Here is a 23,811-nt window from a genome sequence, read left to right as displayed (position 1 = left end):
CTACCTGTGCGCTCATTCTGCTCAGGCGGCTTCGTGCGCTTTTTTCAGAACCGCGTAAAGCTTGTCTTTAAGCAACAGCTTTTCCTTTTTCAATGCTTCGATGGCGAACGTGTCGGCAGGCGTCACGCCCGTCTCCATGTTGTGAATCTGATGATCGAGCTCGTTGTGACGCTCGAACAGACGCGAAAAATGGCCGTCTTCGGTCTTGAGGCGCGAGATCAGGTCGCGATATTCGGGAAACATGCGGGTGGTCCTCCAGGCGATTGATATTTGGCAGTTCGAATTACATGTTACCGGCCGAAACCACCTTTTTGTTAGACGAATATCAAAGATTCGTAAGGTGATAACGCCGGATCGCGCTGAGCGAACCTAGGCTAAACCCTGCTCCACGCGGGCATCGTCGTTGCACACAATGTAAGTGCTGGGCGCGCATCCGCGCGGGCCGGCACGACCAAGGAGGCCGTCATGAAGAAAATCCGCAATCGCACGCAACGGCGCGTCATGCACATTGCGTTGATCGCCGGCGCGGCCGGCCTGTGCTTTGCCACGGCGGCCAGCGCGGACAGTCAGGCGGCGAAGAAACTGGGGCAAATGGGCGTCATCAATCAGACGTTGCAGCCGAAGCCGCTGCCGAATCCCGCGGCGCCCGCCCCCAGCTATTCGAACACGCCGAACGCCACCACGCCGAACCCGAGCTATAACGTCAGCCCGAACTACAACGCCGCGCCCACCTACAACGCGAACGCGGTCAACGCGGCGAATGCCGCCAACGCTGCGAATGCCGCGCGCGTCAACGCGATTCCCGGCGCGCCGCCGCCGAAAAAGTAACGCTTGATCTGTTCGCGCCTTTTACGCCGCTGCTCGACACCACGAGTAGCGGCGTCGCTTTCTTTGCAGACTTTGGGGGATTCGCCGCGCGCATGCGCACATTCGCGCACGTGCGATCTTTTATACTTGGAACCAGGCACAGCGCGCAGGCGCACACTTCTGAGTCCATGAAAAAGATCAAGCCCGGTCTCGTGCTCGAACTCGCCGCGAATCTGCTGCTTCCCTGGCTCGCGTACCGGTTGGCGCTGCCCTATTGGGGCGATGTCGGCGCGCTCTATGCGTCGGCCGCGCCGCCGCTCGTGTGGAGCATCGCCGAGTTCGCGCGCTCGCGGCGCGTGGATGCGCTTTCCGCGCTCGTGCTGTTCGGCATCGCGTTGTCCATCGTGATGCTCGCCATGGGCGGCAGCCCGCGCATTCTTCTCGTGCGCGAATCGCTCGCGGCGGGCGCAACGGGCATCGTTTTTCTCGTTTCGCTCCTGTTCGAGCGCCCGCTCATCTTCTATCTGGCACGTGCGACCGTCACGCGCGAGCAGGAAAACGGCGCCGAGCGCTTCGAGGCGTACTGGCGCGACAGCGCGATGCTGCGCGCGTCGTTGCGCCTCATGACGCTCGTGTGGGGCGTCGGGCTTTCGGTCGAAACGATGCTGCGCTTCTGGTTCGCGTGGACGTGGCCGGTGGAGCGCTATCTCGTCGTGTCGCCGGTCGTGAGCTACGTGATTTACGGCGGCTTGCTCGCATGGACCTTCTGGTTTCGCGCGCGGCTCATCGAGCGTCAGGGCGAAAGCGCCCCGTCGCGCGATGGACTACTCGGCTAGGCATGCCGTGCGCGCGTCGCATTCGGCGATATGGCGCGCAATCGCCGCATTCACCGCCTGCGCGTGCGTGAGCGGGCCCATGTGCCCGGCCTCGGGCACGACGATCAGCTTCGCGGCCGGCAGCAAATCAGGCAGCGTTTCCGCGATCAGGCGCGTCGGCGCGGGCGCGTGCTCGCCGCGCATCACGAGCGTGGGAATGCGCAGGTTCGCGTAGGCGCTCATCGGCGTCGGCTCGTGAATCAGCGCGCGAAAATCGAGCGGCGCTTTCGGCACCCAGCGTGTGAGCATCGCCTGCACGGAAGGCCGCAACGCGGACCACGCGCCACGCCCGCTCCAGTAATCGACAAAAGAACTCGCCGCGCCGCGCAGGTCGCCCGCGACGACGCCCTCCGCCGTGCGCGCCGCAATCGCCTGAATCTCGGCGAATTCGGCGGCGCCACGCGCGCCCATGCGCTTGAGCAGATGAAACGCCGACGGCTCATAGAGCGTGATGCTCGCGACGCCGTGCGGCCGTTCGAGCGCCGCGCGCAATGCGACGCCGCCGCCATACGAATGACCGACGAGGTGCACCTTGCCGCGCTGGCGATCGATGATCTCGACGGTTCTCGCCGCTTCGTCCGCGAGCGTGAATGCGTGCGCGCCGCTCCAGGGACCGACGCTGTCGCAGCCGTAATGCTCCGGCGCGATCAGCGTGTAGCGCGACGTTGGCGTGTCGAGCGCGGCGAGCATGTCGCCGAGCGTGCGCCATTGATTCGCGCCCGCGCCCGAACAATGCAGCGCGATGACCGGCGCGTCGGCGTGTTCGTCGTTCAGAGTGATCATGTTTGTTTTCCGATTCGTGAGCATCAGGCTTCGGTATCGCACTCGCGCATGCGGCGTTCGAGCTCGCCGATATCGGCGGACGACGCGAGATACGTATCGCGGCGGCCATGCTCGGCGCGATCCAGCAGCGTCTCGGTCCGGTCCATCAGGATCGGCAGCACGAGGTCTCTTGCGATATTGATTAGGTATCCCAACATGATTCGCTCCTTCTTCACCAACGGGTCGTTCGATGACATTGCCGGCTGAGCGATCGTGCAGCGAGATTGAGTCCGGGGTTCGCTGAGGCGGCGGTGCGGGCTTCTAATGCAGACACCGTGCCAGTTATTCAAATCCCTTATGCAGCAAGGAAGAGCGCGCATTCACCCCGCGCCGGACGACATTGAAGTCGGGCGCATACCAACGCTTTCGGCGCGGAACGGTGGCGCGGCGCAAACACCTGCCTGAGCTTCACCGCGAACGATCTCCGCCTTCTATACGGGCGAAACATCGAAAATATTCCCGCCGCCGGGCTCAAGTCCACACGCCAGCGTGCCGTTAATGTGTCTGATCGCCCGCGCCTTCCCTTCGGCGGCTGCTTCCGGACGGCGCGATAAGATACGGCAGCGTTGAATCTCGACTTCGCCCATTCGGAGACCCGGCGTGCTCAATCGCCATTCGCTCACTTTCAGGATGACGGTGTTCATCGTCGTCGTCTGCCTGCTTCTGGTCGCAACCGACGTATGGCGCAGCCTCGCCGCGCGCCGCGTGCAGCTCGACGAAATGACGACGGCGACCTACAACCTCGCGCGCGCGATGGCGCAGCACGCGAACGACACGTTCAAGGAAGCTGACACCACGCTCATCGGCATGGTGGAGCGCGTCGAAGAGGACGGCATGTCGCCGGACTCGCTTGCGCGCATTCATCGCGCGATGGTCTCGCGCGTGCAGCACTTGCCGCAGCTGAACGGCCTTTTCATCTACGACAAGAACGGCGCCTGGATCGTCAACTCGCAGCCGAAGCTCGACTCGCGCTTCAACAACTCCGACCGCGAGTATTTCGAATATCACCGCACGCATACCGATCAGGGCACGCACATCGGCCCGCCGGTGCAAAGCCGCTCGACAGGCAAATGGATCGTGCCGGTGTCGCGCCGCATCGACGCGCCCGATGGCAGTTTCGCGGGCGTCGCGCTCGCGACCATCGACGTCGGTTTCTTCTCGCGCTTCTATGACAGCCTCGACCTCGGGCAATCGGGCGCGGCGGTGCTCGTGCTGAACTCGGGCGTGATGGTCGTGCGCCGCCCTTTCGAAGACCGTTTCGTCGGCAAGAACGTGATCGACACGGCGCTGTATCGCGCGCATCTCGAACAGCACAGTTCGGGCGTGTTCACGACGAGTTCGTCGCAGGACGGCGTGACGCGGCTCAATAGCCTGCGCGAACTGCAGGACTATCCGCTCTTCGTCGCGGCGGCGCTCGCGCGCGATGAAATCCTCGCGCCGTGGTGGCGCGACACGCTCTGGCACGCATGCGTGACGGCCGTGCTCGCGTTCGTGCTGGCGATGTTCGGCTCGACGCTCGTGCGCCAGATCAACGCGCGCAATCGAATCGAACAGGAACTGGAGCGCAGTCTCGCGACGACACAGACCGTGCTCGACACCGTGCTCAGCCCGATCATCACCGTGGACGAGCGCGGCGCGATCCGCTCGTTCAATTCGGCGGGCGAGAAAGTGTTCGGCTACAAGGCAAGCGAAGTCATCGGCCAGAACATCCGCATGCTGGTGCCGCCGCCCTATCAAAATGCGTATGACGAATACGTCATGCAGTTCAAGTGGCCGAATGGCACTGCGACCACCGACTTCGAACTCGCGGGCCAGCGTAAAGACGGCACGTCTTTCCCGGCGCATGTGACCACGGGCGCAATGCGTCTGGATGGCCTCTCGCATTTCGTCTCCGTCATCACGGACATCTCGCGGCAAAGAAAGGAGCGCAGCGAGTTGGCCCACGCGCGCGATCAGTTGCTGCTCGCCGCCGATATCGCCGAACTGGGCATCTGGTCGTGGGATCTCGCCACGGGCAAGCTGCACTGGAACGCGCGCATGTTCGAGCTGTATCAGTACCCGCCCGCGTTGCTGGACAACGGCCTGCATATCGAGCACTGGCGCAGGCGCATTCATCCCGACGATCACGACGAGATTATGGCGCGCCTGCGCGCCGCGGCCGCGGGCGAAACCGAGGCGTTGCCGCCGTTTCGCATCGTCCTGCCCGACGGCACGACGCGGCGCATCCAGAGCGGCCAGCGCACGCAGCGCAACGCGCAAGGCACGCCCGTCGCGATGACCGGCGTGAACTACGACGTCACGGATCAATACGAGCTCGAATACCATCTGCGCAATGCGAAGGAACAGGCCGACGCGGCGAGCGCGGCGAAATCGACGTTTCTCGCGAACATGAGCCACGAAATCCGCACGCCGATGAACGCCGTGCTCGGCATGCTGCATCTCGTGCAGATGACGTCGCTCGATCATCGGCAGCATGACTACGTGAGCAAGGCCGTGACCGCCGCGAAGTCGCTGCTCAGCCTGCTCAACGACATCCTCGACTATTCGAAGATCGAGGCGGGCAAGCTGCAACTCGACAGCCATCCCTTCGAGCCGGAAAAACTGATGGAAGAGCTCGGCATCGTGCTGTCGGGCAATCAGGGTGCGAAAGACGTCGAGGTGCTTTTCGATCTCGATCCGTCGTTGCCGGCCGTGCTCGTCGGCGATAGCTTCCGCCTTCAGCAGGTGCTCATCAATCTCGCGGGCAACGCGCTCAAGTTCACCTCCGCGGGGCAGATCGTCGTGAGCGTGCATCGGCTCGACACCGTGAGCGCCGCGCCGGAAGAAACGGTGCGCGTGCGCATCGCGGTGAGTGACAGCGGCATCGGCATCAGCGAGGAACAGCTCGGGCGCATCTTCGAGGGCTTCACGCAAGCCGAGGCGTCGACGTCGCGCCGCTATGGCGGCTCCGGCCTTGGGCTCGTGATCAGCAAACGGCTCGTCGCGATGATGGGCAGCCAGCTCGAAGTCGAAAGCCGGCTAGGTGAAGGAAGCCGCTTCTGGTTCGATATCACGCTCGGCGTGGACACAGCGGACGCGCCCGCGCGGAACCAGCGCGCGTTCCCCGATCATGGCGCGCGCATTCTCATCGCCGACGACAACGCCATCGCGGGCGAAATCCTCTCGCGCACGGTGCGCTCGCTCGGCTGGCACGCGGACGTCGTCACGAGCGGCACCGAGGCGGTCGCGCGCATCGCCGACGCCGCCCACAGCGCAGCGCCCTACGATATCGCCCTGCTCGACTGGCGCATGCCCGGCCTCGACGGCCTCAACGCCGCGAAACAGGTCAGCGCGATGAACGGACGCGTCGCGCCGCCGCTCGTGCTGCTCGTCACCGCATTCGGACGCGAGGTGTTGCGAGAGTCGCAGGAACACGGCGCCGCGCCTTTTGCGGGCTTCCTGACGAAACCCGTGACGCCGAAGCAGCTCGTCGCGGCGATCCGCGCCGCGCTGCCGTCTCAGACCGCACCCGCGCCGCACGAGACGCAGCCGGTTACAGCCCGCGCGCAGCGCCTCGAAGGGCTCGCCCTGCTCGTGGTGGAAGACAACGCGCTCAACCGGCAAGTCGCCGAAGGCGTGCTTCGCGCGGAAGGCGCGAACGTGACGCTCGCCGAGAGCGGGCGCGAAGGCGTCGATCGCATCATGGCCGCGCAGGGTTCGTTCGACGCGGTGCTGATGGACGTGCAGATGCCCGATCTCGACGGGCTCGAAGCCACACGCCTCATTCGCGCGGATAGCCACTTCGACGCACTGCCGATCATCGCCATGACGGCCAATGCTTCGGGCGCGGATCGCGATGCGTGTTTGCAGGCGGGCATGAACGATCATGTCGGCAAGCCGATCGACGTCGAGCGTCTCGTTGCCGTGCTGCGCGCGCAAATCGAACGCGCGCCGATGAAAGCGCAGCCACCGGGCGCGAACGCGATGTCGATAATCGAGCCGCGCGATTCGATCATCGCGCGCTTCGGCGGCAACATCGATCTGATTCGGCGCACGGCCGATGGATTCGGCGGGCAGGCGCACAAGCACCTGAACGGCCTCGTCGAAAGACTCGCGGCGCAGGACGCGCAAGGCGCGGCCTCGGTGCTGCATTCGATCAAGGGCAGCGCGGCCACGGTCGGCGCGGCGGCGCTCGCGCAACTCGCGGGCGCACTGGAGAAAGAACTACTCGATCGCGGCCACGATGCGCATGCGCTCGATGAAACGCGCGCGCAATTGCCGCGCATGGAGCAGTTGCTGGCAGCGAGCGTCGAGCGGCTCGTCGATACGTTCGGGCCGCCGGCCTCTTCCGCAAGGCAGGAGACGAGCGCACAGCCGCTTCGAAACGAAGACTGGCGCGCGCGTCTCAACGCGATCGTCGAATTGCTCGATGCCTCGAATCTGCAAGCGATCGCGCTATCCGAAAGCCTTTCGCCGCACGCACCGAATGGCTATCGCGAGGACTTCGAGCACTTCCTCGCGCGTGTGCGCGCGCTCGATTTCGCGCGCGCCTCGAAGATGGCGCGCGAGATGCTCGAACAGGCTTGAAACGAAGCGGCCGATCAGCCGGTGCGCACGTCTCGAGCGGACACGGGAAACGGATGAACGCTCGCGCCGCCAGATGCTTCCAGCCATGCGCGCACTTCCTCGCGCGCCTTGCGCGCGGAATCGAGCGCGCCCTGCACGCGCGCCTCCAGCACGACGGACTTGGCCGGCTTCGCGATGACATCCGCGGCGCCGGCATCGAGCGTGCATTGCTCGGTTTCGACATCGCGCCCGTCTGCAAGCACGACAATCGGCACGTGACCGTACTGCGCCAGCAATGAACGCACGCTCGCGCATGGGTTATCGCAGCACGCGGTATCGAGCACGATGACGTCCGGCTCCTTGCGCTCGGCAACGCCCAGCGCGGCTTCGCAATCGGCGGCGACATCCACCGCGCCGATCGCGGCGAGCGCATGACGGTGCGCCTCGGCGGTATCGCTCGCGAGAATGCCGAGCACGCGCACGCCCGTAGGTTTCGACACGGGCTTCACGCCTTCGCGATGCAGGCGCGCCTGCGTTTCCATCACTCGGCGCCGCAAGCGAAGCTGTGCACGCACGCGCGCTTGCAGGCGCGGCGCGACGAGCGGCTTGATGACGTAATCGGCCGCGCCCATGCGAAACGCATCGACTTCGAGGGCGGGCGCGTCGTGACTGGTGACGAAGATCACCGGCACGCGCGCGAGCTTCGCATCTTTCTTGAGAATCTCGCAGACATCGAAGCCCGTCATGTTGGGCAGGTTGGCGTCGAGAAGAATGAGATCGGGCGTCGCTTCACGCGCCAGCGCGAGCGCGGCCTCGCCGGTGGTGGCAAAGCGCTGATCGGGGAATTCCGCGAGCATTTCGCCGATGACGCGGATCATGGCCGGATCGTCGTCGACGAGAAGCAGTCGTGGCTGATGCGTTGAAGTGGAGTTCTCTGCTTTATCCATGTTCGAACGGGGTATTCGTCAGACGAGACGCACGCACAAACTCTACCCTTGCTGCGCGCGCGTCGCAATTCGGTTTCGCGAGGTATTTATTATCTGATATTTCAGCGTGCTCCAATTTAGATCACGCAGATAATTCGCGACAAAAACATATTCATAAGCAGATAAGTAAATTGTGCTGGGTTTGTTTTGACGTTCGAGCGCGCCTGCCAAAGCGTCTGCGCGATTAAAGCACGCGCGTGCATCAAATTATGCACGTTCGTTTCGCAAAAAATGCTCTGACATTTTCAATCGATTCCGCCGATCAATGTAAACATTCAAAATCGGCTTATCGTTTGCGAGGCTTTTAGCACTGACAGTTCCGGGCGCATACTTGTCGCTAACATTAAAAAAGCCGGGAAAGAGCCATGTACGGGGAAGCCAGAACACTCTATTTCGCTGGGCGCGCGGTTTCCGAGGATCTCTCCGAGCGCCTGCATGCGCGCGGATGGACGATCGAGCGCATCGATCCAGCCAAGCCGCCGAAATCCAGCAAGCACGGCAAGCGTGCTGCCGCAGGCATCGTCGATCTGACGAGTCGAGGTTTCGCCAAGGAAGCCGCGACGCTCACGGAAATGCTGGCGAGCTATCAGATCGGCTGGGTTGCGGCAGTGGATGCCGAGCATGTCGATAGCCCCGAGATATGCCGCCTGATTCGCGACTTCTGCTTCGACTTCGTGACCGTGCCCTCTTCGGCGGACCGTCTCGTCGATGCGGTTGGGCATGCCTACGGCATGGTGTCGCTGCACGATGCGGCCAGCAACGATCCGCGCAAGGACGACTGCAAGGAAGACGGCATGGTCGGCTCATGCGATGCGATGCAGGCGCTCTACCGCTCGATCCGCAAAGTCGCGATGACCGATGCGCCCGTGTTCATCTCCGGCGAATCGGGCACGGGCAAAGAGCTTACCGCGGTAGCGATCCACGAGCGCTCGGTGCGGCGCGATCATCCGTTCGTCGCGATCAACTGCGGCGCGATTCCCCCGCACCTGCTGCAATCCGAACTCTTCGGCTATGAGCGTGGCGCGTTCACCGGCGCGAATCAACGCAAGATCGGCCGCGTGGAAGCCGCCGACGGCGGCACGCTCTTTCTCGATGAAATCGGCGATTTGCCGCTCGAAAGCCAGGCGAGCCTGCTGCGCTTCCTGCAGGAACGAAAGATCGAACGTCTCGGCGGACAAGGCCCGACGCCCGTCGATGTGCGCATCATCTCGGCGACTCACGTCGACATGCAGACGGCGATGCTCGAAGGACGCTTTCGCGCGGACTTGTACCATCGGCTGTGCGTCTTGCAGATCGACGAGCCGCCGCTGCGCGTGCGCGGCAAGGATATCGAACTGCTCGCGAATCACATGCTCGAACGCTTCAGGAAGGATGCAAGCCGCCGGCTGCGCGGCTTCGCGCCCTGTGCGATCGCGGCGATTCATAACTATGGCTGGCCCGGCAATGTGCGCGAGCTGATCAATCGCGTGCGCCGCGCCATCGTCATGTCGGAAGGACGCCAGATTCTCGCGGCCGATCTCGAACTCGGCGAATATGCCGAAGCCGCGCCGATGACGCTCGCGCAAGCGCGCGAAGCGGCCGAGCGGCAGGCGATCGAAGTCGCACTGTTGCGGCATCGCGGACGCCTCGGCGAAGCGGCGGAAGAACTGGGCGTATCGCGCGTGACGCTGTATCGGATGCTGACGGCGTATGGATTGCGGGCGAAGGCCGACAGGCCGCTGGAGGCGTCGGGGGCATAGCGGTTCGTCGCATCGCGTGTGAATCATGATTCGCTTAAAAGCCTGGCGAGGAACCTTGTATCGCGTTCGCCACTCCAACCTCCGCATCGCAATCGATGCATCGTGAAAGCCTGAAGCGGCATTCGCGCTTCGCGCGCCGTTAGCCCCGTCACGCCTTCCCTCTCGTAGCCCGCTGGCGTATTCTCGCGCCGCCAGACCGCGCGCTACGCAGTCTCGTTTCAATCTTATGCGGCTCGCCCGAGTGTCTTCCGGTGCGCCCATACCGCGCTTTTGCGCCATGCTATCGCTTTGCTCGCGCATCGAAAGATGTCGTGTGATGCGCGCTGGCGTGCCTTGCGAGTAACGTCGAGTTGTCCGTCATGATTTCGAATAACAATACTTCTCTCGTTCGTCGATTCTCGAACTACGCCGTGCCCACCGTGCTTGCCGCATGGGTCTACTGCATGCATTCCGTGATCAGCGGCATCTTCATCGGACGCTATATCGGCGCCGATGCGCTCGCCGCCTTGAATCTGCTCGTGCCGCTGCTCTATCTGCCTTATGCGTTCAGCGTGATGATCGGCGTCGGCGGCTCGACGCTCGTGTCGCGCCTGCTCGGCGAGCGCCGCGAACGCGATGCCGCCGAAGCCTTCACACAAGCGCTATGGCTGCTCGGCGCGTGCGGCGTGGCCTTCGCGCTCGCAATCTATCTTTATGCCGACACCTTCGTGCACTGGACCGGCGCGCGTGGCGAACTGGCGTCGCTCGCCGTAACGTTCCTGCATGCCTATGCGCCGTTCGTCCTGTTCCCGACCGCATGTTATGCACTCGAACTCTTCTTGCGCATCGAAGGCGCGGCGAAGTTCGGACTCGTCTGTCTGATCGCGGGCGGTATCGTCGATGTCGCCTTGACGTGGTGGATGGTGAGCCATATGCAATGGGGCATGCGTGGCGCGGCGCTCGCATCGGGCATCAGTCAGGCGCTTGCGTGCATGCCGATGCTGGCTTATCACTTCGTCAAGGCGCAACGCGTTCGCCCCGTTGCGCGTGCATTCGCGCGGCTCGATCATGCATGGCGCATGGCGTATAACGGCGCTTCGGAGTTTTTAGGCGAGATCGCGCCGAGCGTCACGCTCTTCGCCTTCAATCATGCGGTGCTGCGCTGGCTCGGCGATACCGGGCTCGTCGCGTTCGCGGTCGTCGAATACATGACGATGATCGCCTCCGTCACGATGGTGGCGCTCGTGCAAAGCATGCAGCCGATCGTGAGCTTCGAACGCGGGGCGCGCAACGGGCACGCCGTGACGCGCGCGTTTTCGATCGGCATGACGGTGACGGCCGGTTTCGCGCTGGCCGCCGCCTTCGCGATTCTTACGCTCGCAGCGCCGCTCGGTTCGCTCTTCGTGCCGGACAGTCCCGCGGCTCAGGCGCTTTTGCGCGACGCATTGCCGTGGTGCGCGCTCGCGTTCCTGCCCGCCGCGATCAATGTCGCGATCAGCGGCTATCTCACCGCCATCGAAGCGCCGCTTGCTTCGATGATCGTCGCACTGCTGCGAAGCTGGTTGCTGCTATTGGCGATGCTCTGGTTCCTGACCGAGTGGCTCGGCCCGCGCGGGCTCTGGATGACCGTCGCCGTGACGGAAATGGCGACGCTCGTCGCGAGCATCGTGTTGTATCGCACGCGGGGCCGGCGTCTCGCTCTGCCTGTTGCCGCGACCCCGAATGCGACCTGACACTACGCGTCGCGCGTCAGACGAAAGCGCCGATCGACCGATGCAAGCAGGCGCCTCGACAAGCGCGTCGCGCGTCCCTGAATGAGCCGGTCGGAGACGCGCGAAAGCCCATAAGAAACGACGAGCACGGCGATCAGCGTCGCGCCGAACAGCGCCAGCGACGTTTCGCCATTCTTCTCGCCGAACGAGCGATCGAAGAAATGGAACGTCGCATAGACGCAGATGAAGTGCCAGAGATATATGCCATAACTTTCGCGGCCGAGCGCGGCGGCGCAGCGCCGGATGAACGTGTTGCGCGGCGTCGCGCGGACATCGTCGCGATGCTTGCGGGCATGCCGCGAACAGACGAACAGCAGAAACGCGACGGCGCTGCACGCGGCGAACACCGGCGCGAGCGCATGGGCTTTGTCGAGCCATACGCCGAGCGCGCCTGTCATCAACGCGAAACCCAATGCAAGCGAGAAATAAAGCAACGAGACGCGCTTCGTCACGGACGCACCGAGCAAATGCGAGCGGAACGCATACCAAGCCCACATGCCGACGATGAAGCAAGGCCCTTGCACGGGCGGCCAGAAATAGCTGAACGTGTTGTTGGCGACATTGCATTCAAGCGTGCCGTTGCAATCGCTCATCGACATCACGGCGAACGATATACCGAGCAACAGCACAGTCGCCAGCAGCAGACGCGCGCGGTTCATCGCGAGAAAGAACAGCAGCGGCGCGATCATGTAGAAAAGCATTTCCACGCCGATCGACCATCCGCCGGGCACGACGTTGTTGATCGCCGTGGGCGAAAGCGCGTGCAGGAAGACCATGTTGAGCAGAATGTCCATCGGCCCGTGCGCGCCGAGCACCCATGCGCGCTCGACGCCGGAGCGCATCGCCCCGTAACTGATGAGGCCATAGATCGCAATCGCGGCGTAGTACATCGGTGCGATGCGAAAAAAACGCTTGATATAGAAGCGCAACGTGACATGACGGGCATCCGCGCAGCGCGCATGATCCATTTCGAGCGTCATGAATATCGTGATCGCGCTGATCACGAAGAATAGCTGCACGCCGTATTGGCCCATGCGCGCCACGAGCGTCACGGCGCCCGGCAGATTGGGAAACTGAAACGACAGGTGTACTGCGACCACCCCGACGATCGCGAGCGCCCGGCCTGCGTCGAGCGCGGCAACACGTCCTCTTTCCATCGATACTCTCCTCGCGGTTGATGCCGACCTTCGAAGGCCGCGAGGCCCGTGGACAAGCGCGCTTCGCGCGAAGTTCCGTCATAGGCGCGATTGCGAGACAACTCTTACATCAGGAAACGTATGGATACATTTCCTGGCACGGCGATCAGACCGCGGGCGCGTCCTGCCGCAGAAAGCGCAAGATGCGGCTCGCCACCGTGCTCGGCTGCTCCTGTTGCACCCAGTGCCCTGCCCCTTCGATCAAATGCGTGGCGCGAAAGTCGGTGCATGTGAGAACGCGCATGGCTTCGAAATCGCCGGGACGCTGGTAATAGCCCCAATCGCTCGCGCCCGCGATGAAGCACGACGGCACGTCGATTGTGCGCCCCGACCACAGGCGCAACGCCTCCGCGTAACGCGGGTCGGTGCCGCAGCGATACCAGTTCAATCCGCCCTGAAATCCGGTACGCGCGTATTCGCCCGCATAGATATCCAGTTCGCGATCCGGGAGCCACGCGCATGCATCGTCAGTCGGCATGTGTTCGCCGACGGTCTGCGGCATGGTCGCATCGGCGTGCATCACGTAGTACGTGGGCAGCATCGCGAGCTGATCCGCCGTGACCGACGCCAGCGGATGAGGATGATTCCCCGCCCAGTCCGCGCTCTTCACGTAGTAATACGCGCGCAGAAACGCGGCGAGCCCTTGCGGTGCGTGCCGCATGTCGTCGTTGGCCTGCGCGCCCGAGTAATACCATTGATAGTGCTTGCGCGGCGGATCGAGCGAAGCGAGCCCGGCCACCGCTTCCGCCATCACCGACGGCGCCGTTTCGACGCGCGCAAGCTTCGCATCGTTCTTCGCGGTGTTGAAGGCAAACGCGGGCGGCCCGGCGAACGGCGCGCTCATCATCACGACGGACGCGAATACGTCGGGACGGATCAATGCGCACCACGCGGCCACGGGCGAACCGAAGTCGTGACCGATCACCGATGCGATCCTGCGATAACCCAGCGCCGCAACCAGGCCCAGCACGTCGCGCACGAGATTGGGAAAGGTGAATTCGTTCAGGTCGGCGTCGAACGAAGCATTGCCGCCGAGGGTGCGCCCATAGCCGCGCTGGTCCGGCGCAACGACATGAAAACCCGCATCCGCAAGGGGTTTCATGATCTTGCGCCAGCTATAGGCAAGCTCGGGAAAGCCATGCAGAAGCACGATGCAGGGCCGGCCGGGCGCATCGAATCCGGCTTCGAGCACATGCATCGAAAGGCCGTTGCCGTTGTCGATCATGCGCGCGCGGATGCCCTCGGGTAAGGGCAGATCGTTCAACGGTGCATTCATGTTCGTCTCCGGTTGAGCCATGACAGCATCATGCGATGCGCTCATGCTTCGAGCAAGGCCGCGAAGCGATCCGCGAGCGTCGGGCGCGAACGCGTCGGCCAGATCGCACTGAGTTCGAATGGCGGAAGGTTATCGCCGTCGCGCACGTCGCAGAAACGCACGCCGGCGAATTGCAGCGCCGTGACCGATTGCGGCAGCAGCGATGCGCCGCATCCCGCCGCAACGCACGCAAGAACCGTCAACGAACGATTCGCATCCTGCACGACATTGGCCTCGCATCCTGCTTTGCGAAAAGCACTCAGAATGCCCGCGCGAACCACGGGCAATTGATCGCTCGGAAACCAGACGAGGCCCGCATCCGAAAGATCTTTCAGGCCGACCTTGCCATCCTCGCCGATAGCAAACGACACAGGCAGCACGGCAAGCAAGCGCTCTCTCACGATCAGCTTTTCGCGCATGCGGCCGCCCACGGCAACCGGCGTATGCAGCAAGCCGATATCGATGACGCCTTTCTCCAGCGCGCTCGCCTGCTCCGCATTGCTCATTTCCCTGAGCATGAGTTCGACATTGGGCACTTCCTCGCGCAGCGCAGCAATCGCGCGCGGGAGCAAACTGAAGAGCGCCGCCGATGCGAAGCCGATGGTCAGCCGCCCGCCGCGCTGCGCGCCGATTTCGCGGGCGCGATGCGATGCGGCGTCGATGCGCGCCACGCTCAGCCGGATATCCTCGACGATCGCCTCGCCCGCTGCCGTCAGTTGTGCGCCGCGCCGCGTGCGCTCGAAGAGCTTCACGCCGAGATCGCGTTCCATGCGCGACAGCGCCTGACTCAGCGCGGGCTGCGCGATATCGAGCACTTCGGCCGCGCGCGTGACGCTGCCTGCATCGACCACGGCGAGAAAGTATTTGAGGTTGCGCGTCTCCATGGCGCGAGCATATCAAAATGCTATGAAAAACGAACGTATCCATAGTATGCGAGGCGCACTTTCGTTTCTAGAATGCACTCACACATCGAACGACAATCGGTTCGGGGCCCGTACAGGAGACGCAAGAATGAATTGGTACCGTGAGATTTCCACGGCGGAAAAACGCACGCTATGGGGATGTTTTGCAGGCTGGGCGCTCGATGGCGTCGATACCCAGCTATTCAGTCTCGTCATTCCAACGCTCATCGCGACGTGGGGCATCGGCAAGGGACAAGCGGGTCTGATCGGCGGCGCGACACTCGTCGCCGGCGCATTGGGCGGCCTGTTTGCCGGCGTGCTTTCCGATCGCATCGGTCGCGTCAAGGCTTTGCAAGTGACGGTTCTGTGGTTTTCGCTGTTCACGTTTCTTAGCGCCTTCGCGCAGAATTTCGAGCAATTGCTCGTGCTCAAAGCGATGCAGGGACTCGGCTTCGGCGGCGAATGGACCGCGGGCGCGGTCTTGCTCAGCGAGACCATCCGCGCCAAACATCGCGGCAAAGCCATGGGGATCGTGCAAAGCGCATGGGGCTTCGGCTGGGCCGGCGCGGTGCTGCTTTATACCGTGGTGTTCTCGTGGGTGTCGCCCGACTGGGCCTGGCGCGTGTTGTTCGCGGTCGGCCTGATTCCCGCGCTGCTGGTCGTTTATATGCGGCGAAATATCGAAGAGCCGCCGCGCGAAACGAAAGGCATCGAATCCAGCGATCAGACAGAGCGTCCGGGCGCGCTCGCCATTCTCGCAGGCATCTTTCATCCGTCGGTCTTGCGCACGACCATCGTCGGCGGTCTGATCGGACTCGGCGCGCATGGCGGTTATCACGCCATCACCACCTGGCTGCCGACTTACCTCAAAACCGAACGTCACTTGTCGGTGCTCGGCACGGGCGGCTATCTGGCCGTCGTGATTACGGCGTTCATCGTGGGCTGCTTCGTCAGCGCCTGGCTGCAAGACAAGATCGGCCGTCGCAAGAACGTGATTCTGTTCGCGATCTGCTGCGCCGTCACGGTCAATGTCTACGTGTTCCTGCCTGTCAGCGATATCGCGATGCTGATCCTCAGCTTCCCGCTCGGCCTCTTTTCTGCAGGCATTCCCGCGACGCTCGGTGCGCTTTTCAACGAGCTTTATCCGCAAGGCGTGCGTGGTACGGGCGTGGGCTTCTGCTACAACTTCGGGCGCGTCGTCTCCGCTGTGTTTCCGGTGCTGGTCGGGCATATGGGCAATTCGATGCCGCTCGGACAGGCGCTCGGCATCGATGCAGGCATTGCGTACGGTCTCGTCGTCGTGGCCGCGTTGCTGCTGCCCGAGACCAAGGGGCGCCGCATGGCGGCCGCGCCCGCGCAAGCCGCATCGAGCGAGCACTCGCCCAAGCACATTGGATAACCCATGACGCAATCACTTCAACCCGGCCTTGCCGACGCGGCCGATTCGCTTTCGCCCGCCAACGAGCAATGGCTCGAAGCGACGCCCGCATCGATCGAGGCAATCGACAGTCACGCGCATGTCTTCGTGCGCGGCCTTCCGCTCGCATCGCATCGGCGTCACGCGCCGGACTACGATGCGACGCTCGATGCTTATGCCGGTCACTTGCGCGCGAAAGGCGTATCGCACGCCGTGCTCGTGCAGCCCAGTTTTCTCGGCACGGACAACGCCTTCTTTCTCGATGTATTGCAGCGCTATCCACGGCGCTTTCGCGGCGTGGCGGTCATCGATCCATCCATTAGCGACGACGAATTGCAGCGGCTCGCGGCATGCGGCGTCGTCGGCATGCGGCTGAATCTTATCGGTCTCGCGCTGCCCGATCTGCGCGCGGCGCAATGGCGCGATCTCTTCGCCCGCATCAACGCGCTCGGCTGGCATGTCGAGATTCATCGCGATGCGGTAGATCTGCCGATGCTCGTCACGCCGCTCGTCGAGCAGGACTGCGCGGTCGTGATCGATCATTTCGGCCGGCCTGATCCTGAATTCGGCGCGAACGATCCGGGCTTTCGCTATCTGCTGACGACGGCACAGAGCGGCCGCGTCTGGGTGAAGTTATCGGCTGCTTATCGGTGCGTCATTGGCGAAAGCGGCGTTTCGCTCGGCACTACGCTGACTGAATCCTTGCTGGATTCATTCGGCGCGGCGCGGCTCGTGTGGGGAAGCGACTGGCCGCATACGCAGCATCGCAGCGTGATCGACTATGACGCCTCGCGCGATGCGCTTGGGCGCTGGATTCCGGATGCATCGCTGCGAACCATCGTATTGCGCGATTCGCCGCGTGCGTTGTTCGGCTTTGCGTGAAAAGTGCATGAACGCTGCATGATCGTTGCATGAGCGCCGAAGAACGGCCCGCGCTAACATGGCACACGTCAACGACGAACACGAACCCTTTTCCGGAACCGAAGCCATGACCACTTCTTCCTCCCGCCGCCGCGCCGCCTTTCGCGAACGGGTCAACGCGCGCCGCGCGCTGCTGTTGCCCGGCGCGTTCAACGCCATGAGCGCGCGCATCGTCGCCGATCTGGGTTTCGAGGCGCTCTATATCACCGGCGCGGGTGTGACGAACATGTCGCTCGGCATGCCGGATCTCGGCTTCGTCGGTCTTGCGGAAATCGCGGAACATACGTCGCGCATTCGCGATGCCGTAGACCTGCCGCTCATCGTCGATGCGGATACGGGCTTCGGCAATGCGCTCAACGTGCGTCACACGGTGCGCACGCTGGAGCGCGCGGGCGCCGATGCGATTCAGCTCGAAGATCAGGTCATGCCGAAGAAATGCGGCCATTTCGCCGGCAAGGCCGTGATCTCGACCAACGAAATGGTGGGCAAGATTCGCGCGGCCGTGGATGCGCGCGAAGACGAGAACTTCCAGATCATCGCGCGCACCGATGCCTGCGCGGTGGAAGGATTCGATGCGGCGATCGAGCGCGCGCGTGCATTCGTGGAAGCCGGCGCGGACATTCTCTTCGTCGAAGCGATCGAAACGCCGGAGCAAATCGCAGCGTTGCCGGGGCTGCTCGACGCGCCGCAACTCATCAACATCGTGATCGGCGGCAAGACGCCCGTCACCGATCGCGCCGATCTCGAACGCCTCGGCTTCAGTCTCGTGCTGTATGCGAATGCCGCGTTGCAAAGCGCCGTGCGCGGCATGCAAACGGCGCTCGGCGCGTTGAAGTCGCAAGGCCGGCTCGATGAAGATCCCGCTGTCGTCGCGCCGTTCAACGAACGTCAACGGCTCGTCAACAAGCCGCTTTTCGACGAACTCGACCGGAAATACGCGGCCGATTGATCACGCTTTAACGCGTGTACATCGCGTTCCAGTCGGATTGCGAGACGCGCGCTCCGCCCGATTGCGAAGCGCCGTCCGACGCGCCGCCATAAGCCGTTGCGCCATTGCGCGCGGCGAGCTTGGCTTCGGCGGCCTGAATCGCTTCGGGATAATGCGCCTGATCGCCGTCGCCGACGTGATAGCCGACGCTCGACAGTTCCGCGAGCTCCGCACGCACTTGGGCGCGCGTGATCTGGCTTTGCGCGAACGAAGCGACGGGAATGACGAGAGCGGTTGCGACGACTGCGGCGCGGATGATCGACTTCATGATGAAACTCCAGTGTTATGAGGTGCCTGGCTACGAACGCAATGCCGTTCGAATCAGTGACCGAAGTCTATGACGCCAATTCTTTCGGGTTAACCCCGAGCGCCGGAAAGCACCTTTCACGGAAATGCGAGGAATCGCCGCACCTTCGCCGCGCAAAAGAATTTGCTATGCTGGCCGCCGGACACATCACGGCGCACCGCGCCCGTCAAACACTGGAGATACAGATGGCAAAAGGATACTGGGTCAGCGTGTACAAGAAAATCATGAAGCCCGAGCAGGCGGCGGAATACGCGAAGATCGCGACGCAGGTCATTGCGGAAGCCGGCGGCCGCCCGCTCGTTCGCGGCGTCGCTTCGTTGACGCAAGACGAAGGCGTCATCGAGCGCACCGTCGTGATCGAATTCGACTCGCTCGACGCGGCTGTCGCGGCGTATAACAGCGCGACGTATCAGCATGCGCTGGAAGTGCTCGGCGATTCCGTGGTGCGCGATTTCCGCGTCGTCGAAGGCGTCGCATAAAGATTGATCCGGCCGATGTGAACGGCGCTCAGGCGCCTACCGCATCGGCCAGTTCGTTCATGTCGTTCGCGATCACATCCCAGTCGCTTTCGGCTTTCAGATCGACCGTTTGCGCAGGACCGCGCTCATACGGACGCGCGACGAACGCAGTGCGCAAGCCGCACTTTCTCGCAGCGGCGAGATCGTCGTTATGCGCGGCGACGAGGCACACTTCTTCCGGCTTCAGCATCAGTACATCGGCGGTGCGCAGATAAGCCTGCGGATCGGGCTTGTAGATCTGTGCGATCTCCGCGCCGAGAATCGCATCCCAGGGCAAGCCGGCGCGCTTGGCCATATCCACCATCAGCCGGACATTGCCGTTCGAAAGCGGCGCGATGATATGGCGCGCCTTCAGTCTTTGCAGACCCGATATCGAATCCGGCCACGGATCGAGGCGATGCCACGCGAGATTCAATTCGTCGAGTTCCTCCGCAGCAATCTTTTTCGGGTCGACGCCGAATTCCGGCAGCATCGCGACAAGATTCTCGCGGTGCAGCACGTCGAGCCGCACGAAAGGCCGCTCGCCGCCGATCACCTTGCGCATGGCGGGCACATAGCGGCTGCGCCATGCATCGGCGAAGGCCTCGGGCCGTGTGCCTGCCGCGCCATGCCGTTGCAGGAACGGCGCCGCCTCGCGCGCGACGCCGCCGCGCCAGTCCACCACGGTGCCGAATACGTCGAATACGAATGCTTTCACTTGAATCAAGGCCAAGAGTGTTCTCCGTTCATCTGATGAAACCGAATTCGCGCGATCCGCTTGCGCGGCACGCATTTGTTCCTCGCACGCAAGACTGATAGTCCACCGCGTGTGTACGCAACGCACCTCGAAAGGCCTAGATTACGACCCATCGGAGCCGTCGGTCCGATCCGCAACAGGCCCAAAACATCATTTATCGAGGTTCATCATGAGCAACGCAAACAAAGTCGCTATCGTGACCGGTGCATCGCAAGGCATCGGCGCGGCAATCGTCGCTGCATTTCGCGCACAAGGTTATCGCATCGTCGCGACCGCCCGTTCCATTCAGCAAACCGACGATCCGAATGTGATCGCCGTGGCGGGCGATATCGGCGATCGCGCCACCGCGCAGCGCGTCGTGGAAGCGGCGATCGCCAAGTTCGGCCGCATCGATACGCTTGTCAACAACGCCGGCATCTTCGTCGCGAAGCCTTTCACACAATACACGCAGGAGGACTACGCCGCGGTGCTGAACGTGAATGTGAACGGCTTCTTCCATATCACGCAATTGGCCATCGAGCAGATGGAAAAGAACGGCAGCGGTCATATCGTCAGCATCACGACGAGTCTCGTGGATCATGCGGTGAGCGGCGTGCCTTCCGTGCTGGCATCGCTCACGAAGGGCGGCCTGAATGCCGCGACGAAATCGCTTGCGATCGAATATGCGAAGGCCGGCATTCGCGCGAACGCCGTGTCGCCCGGCATCATCAAGTCGCCGATGCACGCGCCCGAAACGCACGAAGCACTCGGCGCCCTGCATCCGGTCGGACACATGGGCGAAATGAGCGACATCGCCAATGCAGTGCTGTATCTCGACGCCGCGCCGTTCGTCACGGGCGAGATCCTGCACGTCGATGGCGGCCAAAGCGCGGGACATTGATCGATTGTTTGCCGTGTGCGAGCGCGCCCTTCGCGGGGCGCATCGCCGTATCCGCATCCAAGGAGATCGTCATGCCGATCGTTACCATCCAGGTGACACGCGAAGGCAACACGCCCGGCACGAATGCCGTCACCGCCGATGAAAAAGCGCAGCTCATCAAAGGCGTGAGCGAGTTGTTGCGCGATGTATTGAACAAGCCGCTCGATTCGACATTCGTCGTCATTCAGGAAGTGGAACTGGAGAACTGGGGCTGGGGCGGCCTGCCCGTGCCGGAATACCGGCGGCAAAAGCAGGCGAAGGACAGTTAGCGCAATGCGGGTATCAACGACATCGCCGCGTGGCACAGCGGCGATGTCGAAGCCTCATTGGCCGGGCGCGTAGAGATCCAGCAGCTTCAGCGTCACGCCGTTCGTCCATCCGAAACCATCCTGCAAGGGATATTCGCCGCCCCCGCCGCCGCCCGTTCCCTCGCCTTCCACGATGTACTTCTCCACGAGCTTTTGCTGCGTCTTGTAGACGTTGTTCACGTCGGCAAGAAAGCGCGTGCCGATCTGCTGCGCGAGATCGCCTCGACCGTATCGCCGCAAGCCCTGCACCGCGATCCAGTGCAGCGGCGCCCAGCCATTGGGTGCGTCCCATTGCTGCGTCGTGTTGTAGGTGGTCGTCGTGAGACCGCCCGGTTTCAGTAGCAATGCCTCGACGGTCTCAGCGGTCTTGTGCGCGCGCTCCGGCCACGCAACATTCGCAAAGAGCGGATAAAGCATCGCCGCCGACGGGTTGTTGCGCGGCTGCCCGAGCTTCCAGTCGTAATCGCCGTAATAGCCGTTCTTGTTCCACAGATAGCGGTTGATGCCAATAGCCCGCTTCGCCGCGCGTCCGACATACTCGCCGACACAACGGAAATCGCGCGCCTCGCCGCAGCCGATTGCAATCGTCGTTTCGAGGTGGAACATCAGGCTGTTCAGATCGACGGGAATGATCGATGTCGTGCGTATCGTCGCGAGCGTCATGTTGTCGCCGAACCACCGCGAGCTGAAATCCCAGCCGCTTTCGGCAGCCGCGCGCAGATCGCGATAGACCTCGTTCGCCGGACGGTTCGCGACCTGCTTCGCCGTGTTCACGTCTTCGAGATACGACTCGTCGCGCGGCGTGTCGCGCGCATCCCAATAGCGGTTCAGCACCGTTTTATCCGGCAGCATCACGACGTTGCGCACCGCATCGCCCGGTTGCAGCGTGTTTTCACCCTGCATCCAGTAATCGTGTTCACGCCTCAATTGCGGCAAATACTTCTGATACACGCGGCCGCCTTCCTTATGCGCGGCAAGCTCGACCATATAAGAAAAGAACGGCGGCTGCGAACGGCTCACGTAATAGGTGCGATTGCCGTTTGGAATATGCCCGATCGTGTCGATCAGATACGCGAAATTATCGAGCATGTCGTCGACGAGATCTTCGCGGCCCGCTTCCTGAAGGCCCAGCATCGTGAAATAGGTGTCCCAGTAGTAACCTTCGCGAAAGCGTCCGCCCGGTACGACGTATTGCTTCGGCATTGGAATCAGCGAACTGTTGGGCGGTACGTTCGCGGTCGTGGTCAGGCGCGTGAGTTCCGGCCACAGCCAGTCGATATGCTCGCGCAAGCTCTGATTCGGTGGCGGCGTGATGCTCTGATCCGTCGGTGGCGTGAAATATTGCGCGACGAAATTCTTGAGCACGAAGCCCGGCACAAGCTTCTGCTGCTGATAAGCCTGCACGATCTGCGCGGGATCGATCTTGGGCACCGCATCGACGAACGTCTTCTGGTCGGGATAGACGCCACCTGTCTGCACGGCTACGAAAAGATCGCCGTATAACTCGCTGGGCGGCGGCGGCAGCGTATAACCCGATTGCGTATCGGCATGCGCCAGATGAACGGCCGCGCTCAACACGAGCCACGCGCTCAGCATTCGGTGTGCCTTGAACCGGAAACGCCGCGACGCCTCGTGCGCCGCGCGATGCGATGACAGTGCGATCATGCTCCCTCCTCGGAAGGGTGATTGAACCGGACTGGTCTCGCTCGGGCGCGTTCGATCTTCTTGTTCTGACAGCACGGCGAAGCTTCGCACGCCTGCAGGCGCATGGCAACCCTGGATTGGCGCGCGCGTGTGCTATTGAATCGCCAGCGCCTTATGCGCTTGCGCCTGAAACTGCGTCGGCGTAACGCCGGTCTGCTTGCGGAAATAGCGGCTGAAATACGCGATATCGGCAAAGCCGAGTCCGTGCGCGATCTGCTTGACCGACATCGTCGAATAGACGAGATCGCGTTGCGCTTCGCGCACCAGATGTTCGTTGATCATCGCAAGCGGCGAGCTCGATAGTTCCTCGCGGCACACACGCCCGAGTTGCGTGACGGTCACGCCGAGCTTGTGCGCATAGAACTCGACAGGACGATGCTCGCGAAAGTGCGCGGCCACCAGTTGCCTGAAGCGCTTGATCTGCTGCGCGTGCCTTTCCGTCGAGGCGACGCTCGGCGCCGACGCGCTCTCGCACATGCGCGCCACCTGCACGAAAAGTGCAACGAGCAGCGACATGCCAGCCGCCATGTGGCCGCGGTCCGTCGCGCGAAACTCCTTCTCCAGCAATTCGAGTATCGGCGTGAACGCGCTCTCTTTGACAGACTGCGCGCTCACACGGAACACGCCCGCGCGCTGCAAGACGGCGATGAGTCCGGGCGCGGCGACAGACGCAAGCGCTTCGATGGATCGCTGCGCGACCGTCACGACGAGACCGTCCACGCCCGGCGCGAAATTGAATCCATGCACCGTTTGCGCGGGCAGCATGATGACGCATGGCGGTGCGATCTCGATCATGCCGTTCTCGATCAGCACCTCTCCGCCACCGCCGCGAATGTACAGAAACTGCAAGAGCGCGTCATGCCGGTGCGCGTCGATATGCCAGTCGTTCGGCGCGCTGCGCTCGACGATCCATTCGAAGTTGAACGCGTCGTACCACGGCGGACGCGCCGATTCTCCATATAAGTTGTAGTTAGGGATTTTCCTCATGTCGCGCATCTCCTGATGCACAAATTGTCCTGTCGTCTGCCGCCTTTGTCCAATCTTTCATGCATGGC

22 protein-coding genes are annotated in these 23,811 nt (G+C 62.9%); 11 read left to right on the top strand and 11 right to left on the bottom strand.

All coding sequences use genetic code 11. From position 1 onward, the window contains the following. Positions 1–21: 21 nt before the first annotated feature. Positions 22–243, bottom strand: a complete 222-nt coding sequence (locus tag LY284_RS31000; RefSeq protein WP_045461011.1) for a YdcH family protein — start codon at positions 241–243, stop codon at positions 22–24. A gap of 222 nt (positions 244–465) precedes the next feature. Here LY284_RS31000 and LY284_RS30995 point away from each other — a divergent pair, with 222 nt between their 5' ends. Then, entirely contained in the window at positions 466–828 is a 363-nt protein-coding gene (locus LY284_RS30995) for a hypothetical protein (protein ID WP_233390036.1), read from the top strand. A gap of 167 nt (positions 829–995) precedes the next feature. Then, a complete protein-coding gene (locus tag LY284_RS30990) occupies positions 996–1,643 on the top strand; it encodes a VC0807 family protein (protein ID WP_041733419.1) in 648 nt (215 codons plus the stop codon). Here the strand turns inward: LY284_RS30990 and LY284_RS30985 are convergent. Both LY284_RS30985 and LY284_RS30980 read right to left on the bottom strand, forming a co-directional pair. Further along, entirely contained in the window at positions 1,632–2,465 is an 834-nt protein-coding gene (locus LY284_RS30985) for an alpha/beta fold hydrolase (protein WP_233390034.1), read from the bottom strand. The genes LY284_RS30990 and LY284_RS30985 overlap by 12 nt on opposite strands. Before the next feature lie 23 nt (positions 2,466–2,488). After that, on the bottom strand, positions 2,489–2,662 hold the full coding sequence (locus tag LY284_RS30980) for a DUF3563 family protein (RefSeq protein WP_075644308.1): 174 nt from the start codon (positions 2,660–2,662) through the stop codon (positions 2,489–2,491). A 442-nt stretch (positions 2,663–3,104) separates the two neighbouring features. Between LY284_RS30980 and LY284_RS30975 the strand changes: the two genes are divergently transcribed. Further along, a complete protein-coding gene (locus tag LY284_RS30975; protein WP_233390032.1) occupies positions 3,105–7,070 on the top strand; it encodes a response regulator in 3,966 nt (1,321 codons plus the stop codon). Positions 7,071–7,084: 14 nt separating this feature from the next. Here LY284_RS30975 and LY284_RS30970 read toward each other — a convergent pair whose 3' ends face one another. Further along, on the bottom strand, positions 7,085–7,996 hold the full coding sequence (locus LY284_RS30970; protein WP_255724895.1) for a response regulator: 912 nt from the start codon (positions 7,994–7,996) through the stop codon (positions 7,085–7,087). A 404-nt stretch (positions 7,997–8,400) separates the two neighbouring features. Here LY284_RS30970 and LY284_RS30965 point away from each other — a divergent pair, with 404 nt between their 5' ends. Both LY284_RS30965 and LY284_RS30960 read left to right on the top strand, forming a co-directional pair. Next, a complete protein-coding gene (locus LY284_RS30965) occupies positions 8,401–9,774 on the top strand; it encodes a sigma-54 dependent transcriptional regulator (RefSeq protein ID WP_233390027.1) in 1,374 nt (457 codons plus the stop codon). A 359-nt stretch (positions 9,775–10,133) separates the two neighbouring features. Continuing rightward, positions 10,134–11,486: an MATE family efflux transporter gene (locus tag LY284_RS30960; protein WP_233390025.1), complete on the top strand. Its 1,353-nt coding sequence runs from the start codon at positions 10,134–10,136 to the stop codon at positions 11,484–11,486. A 2-nt stretch (positions 11,487–11,488) separates the two neighbouring features. On the opposite strand, the gene LY284_RS30955 is transcribed toward LY284_RS30960, so the two are convergent. The 3 genes from LY284_RS30955 to LY284_RS30945 all read right to left on the bottom strand — a co-directional run bounded on the left by LY284_RS30955 (position 11,489) and on the right by LY284_RS30945 (position 14,920). Further along, positions 11,489–12,682, bottom strand: a complete 1,194-nt coding sequence (locus tag LY284_RS30955; RefSeq protein WP_233390023.1) for an acyltransferase — start codon at positions 12,680–12,682, stop codon at positions 11,489–11,491. Between the two features lie 145 nt (positions 12,683–12,827). Further along, a complete protein-coding gene (locus tag LY284_RS30950; RefSeq protein WP_233390021.1) occupies positions 12,828–13,997 on the bottom strand; it encodes an alpha/beta fold hydrolase in 1,170 nt (389 codons plus the stop codon). Between the two features lie 41 nt (positions 13,998–14,038). Further along, positions 14,039–14,920, bottom strand: coding sequence for a LysR family transcriptional regulator (locus tag LY284_RS30945; protein ID WP_233390019.1), 882 nt, complete (start codon positions 14,918–14,920; stop codon positions 14,039–14,041). Positions 14,921–15,047: 127 nt separating this feature from the next. On the opposite strand from LY284_RS30945, the gene LY284_RS30940 reads away from it, so the two are divergent. The 3 genes from LY284_RS30940 (at position 15,048) to LY284_RS30930 (ending at position 18,225) form a co-directional block, all read left to right on the top strand. After that, positions 15,048–16,337, top strand: a complete 1,290-nt coding sequence (locus tag LY284_RS30940) for an MFS transporter (RefSeq protein ID WP_233390017.1) — start codon at positions 15,048–15,050, stop codon at positions 16,335–16,337. 3 nt (positions 16,338–16,340) lie between these two features. Further along, the gene (locus tag LY284_RS30935) at positions 16,341–17,237 is read left to right on the top strand and encodes an amidohydrolase (RefSeq protein ID WP_233390015.1); all 897 of its coding nucleotides are present in this window, start codon (positions 16,341–16,343) and stop codon (positions 17,235–17,237) included. Between the two features lie 106 nt (positions 17,238–17,343). Beyond that, on the top strand, positions 17,344–18,225 hold the full coding sequence (locus LY284_RS30930) for an oxaloacetate decarboxylase (protein ID WP_045462304.1): 882 nt from the start codon (positions 17,344–17,346) through the stop codon (positions 18,223–18,225). Positions 18,226–18,232: 7 nt separating this feature from the next. Here the strand turns inward: LY284_RS30930 and LY284_RS30925 are convergent, their stop codons facing one another. After that, on the bottom strand, positions 18,233–18,532 hold the full coding sequence (locus LY284_RS30925) for a DUF4148 domain-containing protein (protein ID WP_014252494.1): 300 nt from the start codon (positions 18,530–18,532) through the stop codon (positions 18,233–18,235). 224 nt (positions 18,533–18,756) lie between these two features. On the opposite strand from LY284_RS30925, the gene LY284_RS30920 reads away from it, so the two are divergent. After that, complete coding sequence (locus LY284_RS30920) at positions 18,757–19,050, top strand: DUF1330 domain-containing protein (protein WP_014252495.1); 294 nt, start codon at positions 18,757–18,759, stop codon at positions 19,048–19,050. A 28-nt stretch (positions 19,051–19,078) separates the two neighbouring features. Here the strand turns inward: LY284_RS30920 and LY284_RS30915 are convergent, their stop codons facing one another. Beyond that, the gene (locus tag LY284_RS30915) at positions 19,079–19,801 is read right to left on the bottom strand and encodes a haloacid dehalogenase type II (protein ID WP_233390013.1); all 723 of its coding nucleotides are present in this window, start codon (positions 19,799–19,801) and stop codon (positions 19,079–19,081) included. Positions 19,802–19,994: 193 nt separating this feature from the next. Between LY284_RS30915 and LY284_RS30910 the strand changes: the two genes are divergently transcribed. Both LY284_RS30910 and LY284_RS30905 read left to right on the top strand, forming a co-directional pair. Then, complete coding sequence (locus tag LY284_RS30910; RefSeq protein ID WP_233390011.1) at positions 19,995–20,705, top strand: SDR family NAD(P)-dependent oxidoreductase; 711 nt, start codon at positions 19,995–19,997, stop codon at positions 20,703–20,705. 71 nt (positions 20,706–20,776) lie between these two features. Continuing rightward, the gene (locus LY284_RS30905) at positions 20,777–21,013 is read left to right on the top strand and encodes a 4-oxalocrotonate tautomerase family protein (protein WP_014252498.1); all 237 of its coding nucleotides are present in this window, start codon (positions 20,777–20,779) and stop codon (positions 21,011–21,013) included. Positions 21,014–21,067: 54 nt separating this feature from the next. Here LY284_RS30905 and treA read toward each other — a convergent pair whose 3' ends face one another. Then, positions 21,068–22,717 (bottom strand): alpha,alpha-trehalase TreA, encoded by a 1,650-nt coding sequence (treA, locus tag LY284_RS30900; RefSeq protein WP_233390009.1) that lies wholly within the window; start codon positions 22,715–22,717, stop codon positions 21,068–21,070. 132 nt (positions 22,718–22,849) lie between these two features. Further along, entirely contained in the window at positions 22,850–23,743 is an 894-nt protein-coding gene (locus LY284_RS30895; RefSeq protein WP_233390007.1) for a helix-turn-helix domain-containing protein, read from the bottom strand. Positions 23,744–23,811: the final 68 nt, after the last annotated feature.

It is taken from the genome of Caballeronia sp. PC1 (assembly GCF_021353155.1).
GTDB classification, from domain to species: Bacteria; Pseudomonadota; Gammaproteobacteria; order Burkholderiales; family Burkholderiaceae; genus Caballeronia; species Caballeronia cordobensis.
This window is presented reverse-complemented; position numbering and strand designations above follow the sequence as displayed.

Coding starts and splice junctions, on each gene's coding strand:
- LY284_RS30985 (WP_233390034.1), bottom strand. CDS start 2,465: ATGATCACTCTGAACGACGAACACGCCGACGCGCCGGTCATCGCGCTG.
- LY284_RS30930 (WP_045462304.1), top strand. CDS start 17,344: ATGACCACTTCTTCCTCCCGCCGCCGCGCCGCCTTTCGCGAACGGGTC.
- LY284_RS31000 (WP_045461011.1), bottom strand. CDS start 243: ATGTTTCCCGAATATCGCGACCTGATCTCGCGCCTCAAGACCGAAGAC.
- LY284_RS30960 (WP_233390025.1), top strand. CDS start 10,134: ATGATTTCGAATAACAATACTTCTCTCGTTCGTCGATTCTCGAACTAC.
- treA (WP_233390009.1), bottom strand. CDS start 22,717: ATGATCGCACTGTCATCGCATCGCGCGGCGCACGAGGCGTCGCGGCGT.
- LY284_RS30950 (WP_233390021.1), bottom strand. CDS start 13,997: ATGAATGCACCGTTGAACGATCTGCCCTTACCCGAGGGCATCCGCGCG.
- LY284_RS30910 (WP_233390011.1), top strand. CDS start 19,995: ATGAGCAACGCAAACAAAGTCGCTATCGTGACCGGTGCATCGCAAGGC.
- LY284_RS30945 (WP_233390019.1), bottom strand. CDS start 14,920: ATGGAGACGCGCAACCTCAAATACTTTCTCGCCGTGGTCGATGCAGGC.
- LY284_RS30940 (WP_233390017.1), top strand. CDS start 15,048: ATGAATTGGTACCGTGAGATTTCCACGGCGGAAAAACGCACGCTATGG.
- LY284_RS30965 (WP_233390027.1), top strand. CDS start 8,401: ATGTACGGGGAAGCCAGAACACTCTATTTCGCTGGGCGCGCGGTTTCC.
- LY284_RS30995 (WP_233390036.1), top strand. CDS start 466: ATGAAGAAAATCCGCAATCGCACGCAACGGCGCGTCATGCACATTGCG.
- LY284_RS30970 (WP_255724895.1), bottom strand. CDS start 7,996: ATGGATAAAGCAGAGAACTCCACTTCAACGCATCAGCCACGACTGCTT.
- LY284_RS30895 (WP_233390007.1), bottom strand. CDS start 23,743: ATGAGGAAAATCCCTAACTACAACTTATATGGAGAATCGGCGCGTCCG.
- LY284_RS30925 (WP_014252494.1), bottom strand. CDS start 18,532: ATGAAGTCGATCATCCGCGCCGCAGTCGTCGCAACCGCTCTCGTCATT.
- LY284_RS30920 (WP_014252495.1), top strand. CDS start 18,757: ATGGCAAAAGGATACTGGGTCAGCGTGTACAAGAAAATCATGAAGCCC.
- LY284_RS30955 (WP_233390023.1), bottom strand. CDS start 12,682: ATGGAAAGAGGACGTGTTGCCGCGCTCGACGCAGGCCGGGCGCTCGCG.
- LY284_RS30990 (WP_041733419.1), top strand. CDS start 996: ATGAAAAAGATCAAGCCCGGTCTCGTGCTCGAACTCGCCGCGAATCTG.
- LY284_RS30980 (WP_075644308.1), bottom strand. CDS start 2,662: ATGTTGGGATACCTAATCAATATCGCAAGAGACCTCGTGCTGCCGATC.
- LY284_RS30935 (WP_233390015.1), top strand. CDS start 16,341: ATGACGCAATCACTTCAACCCGGCCTTGCCGACGCGGCCGATTCGCTT.
- LY284_RS30905 (WP_014252498.1), top strand. CDS start 20,777: ATGCCGATCGTTACCATCCAGGTGACACGCGAAGGCAACACGCCCGGC.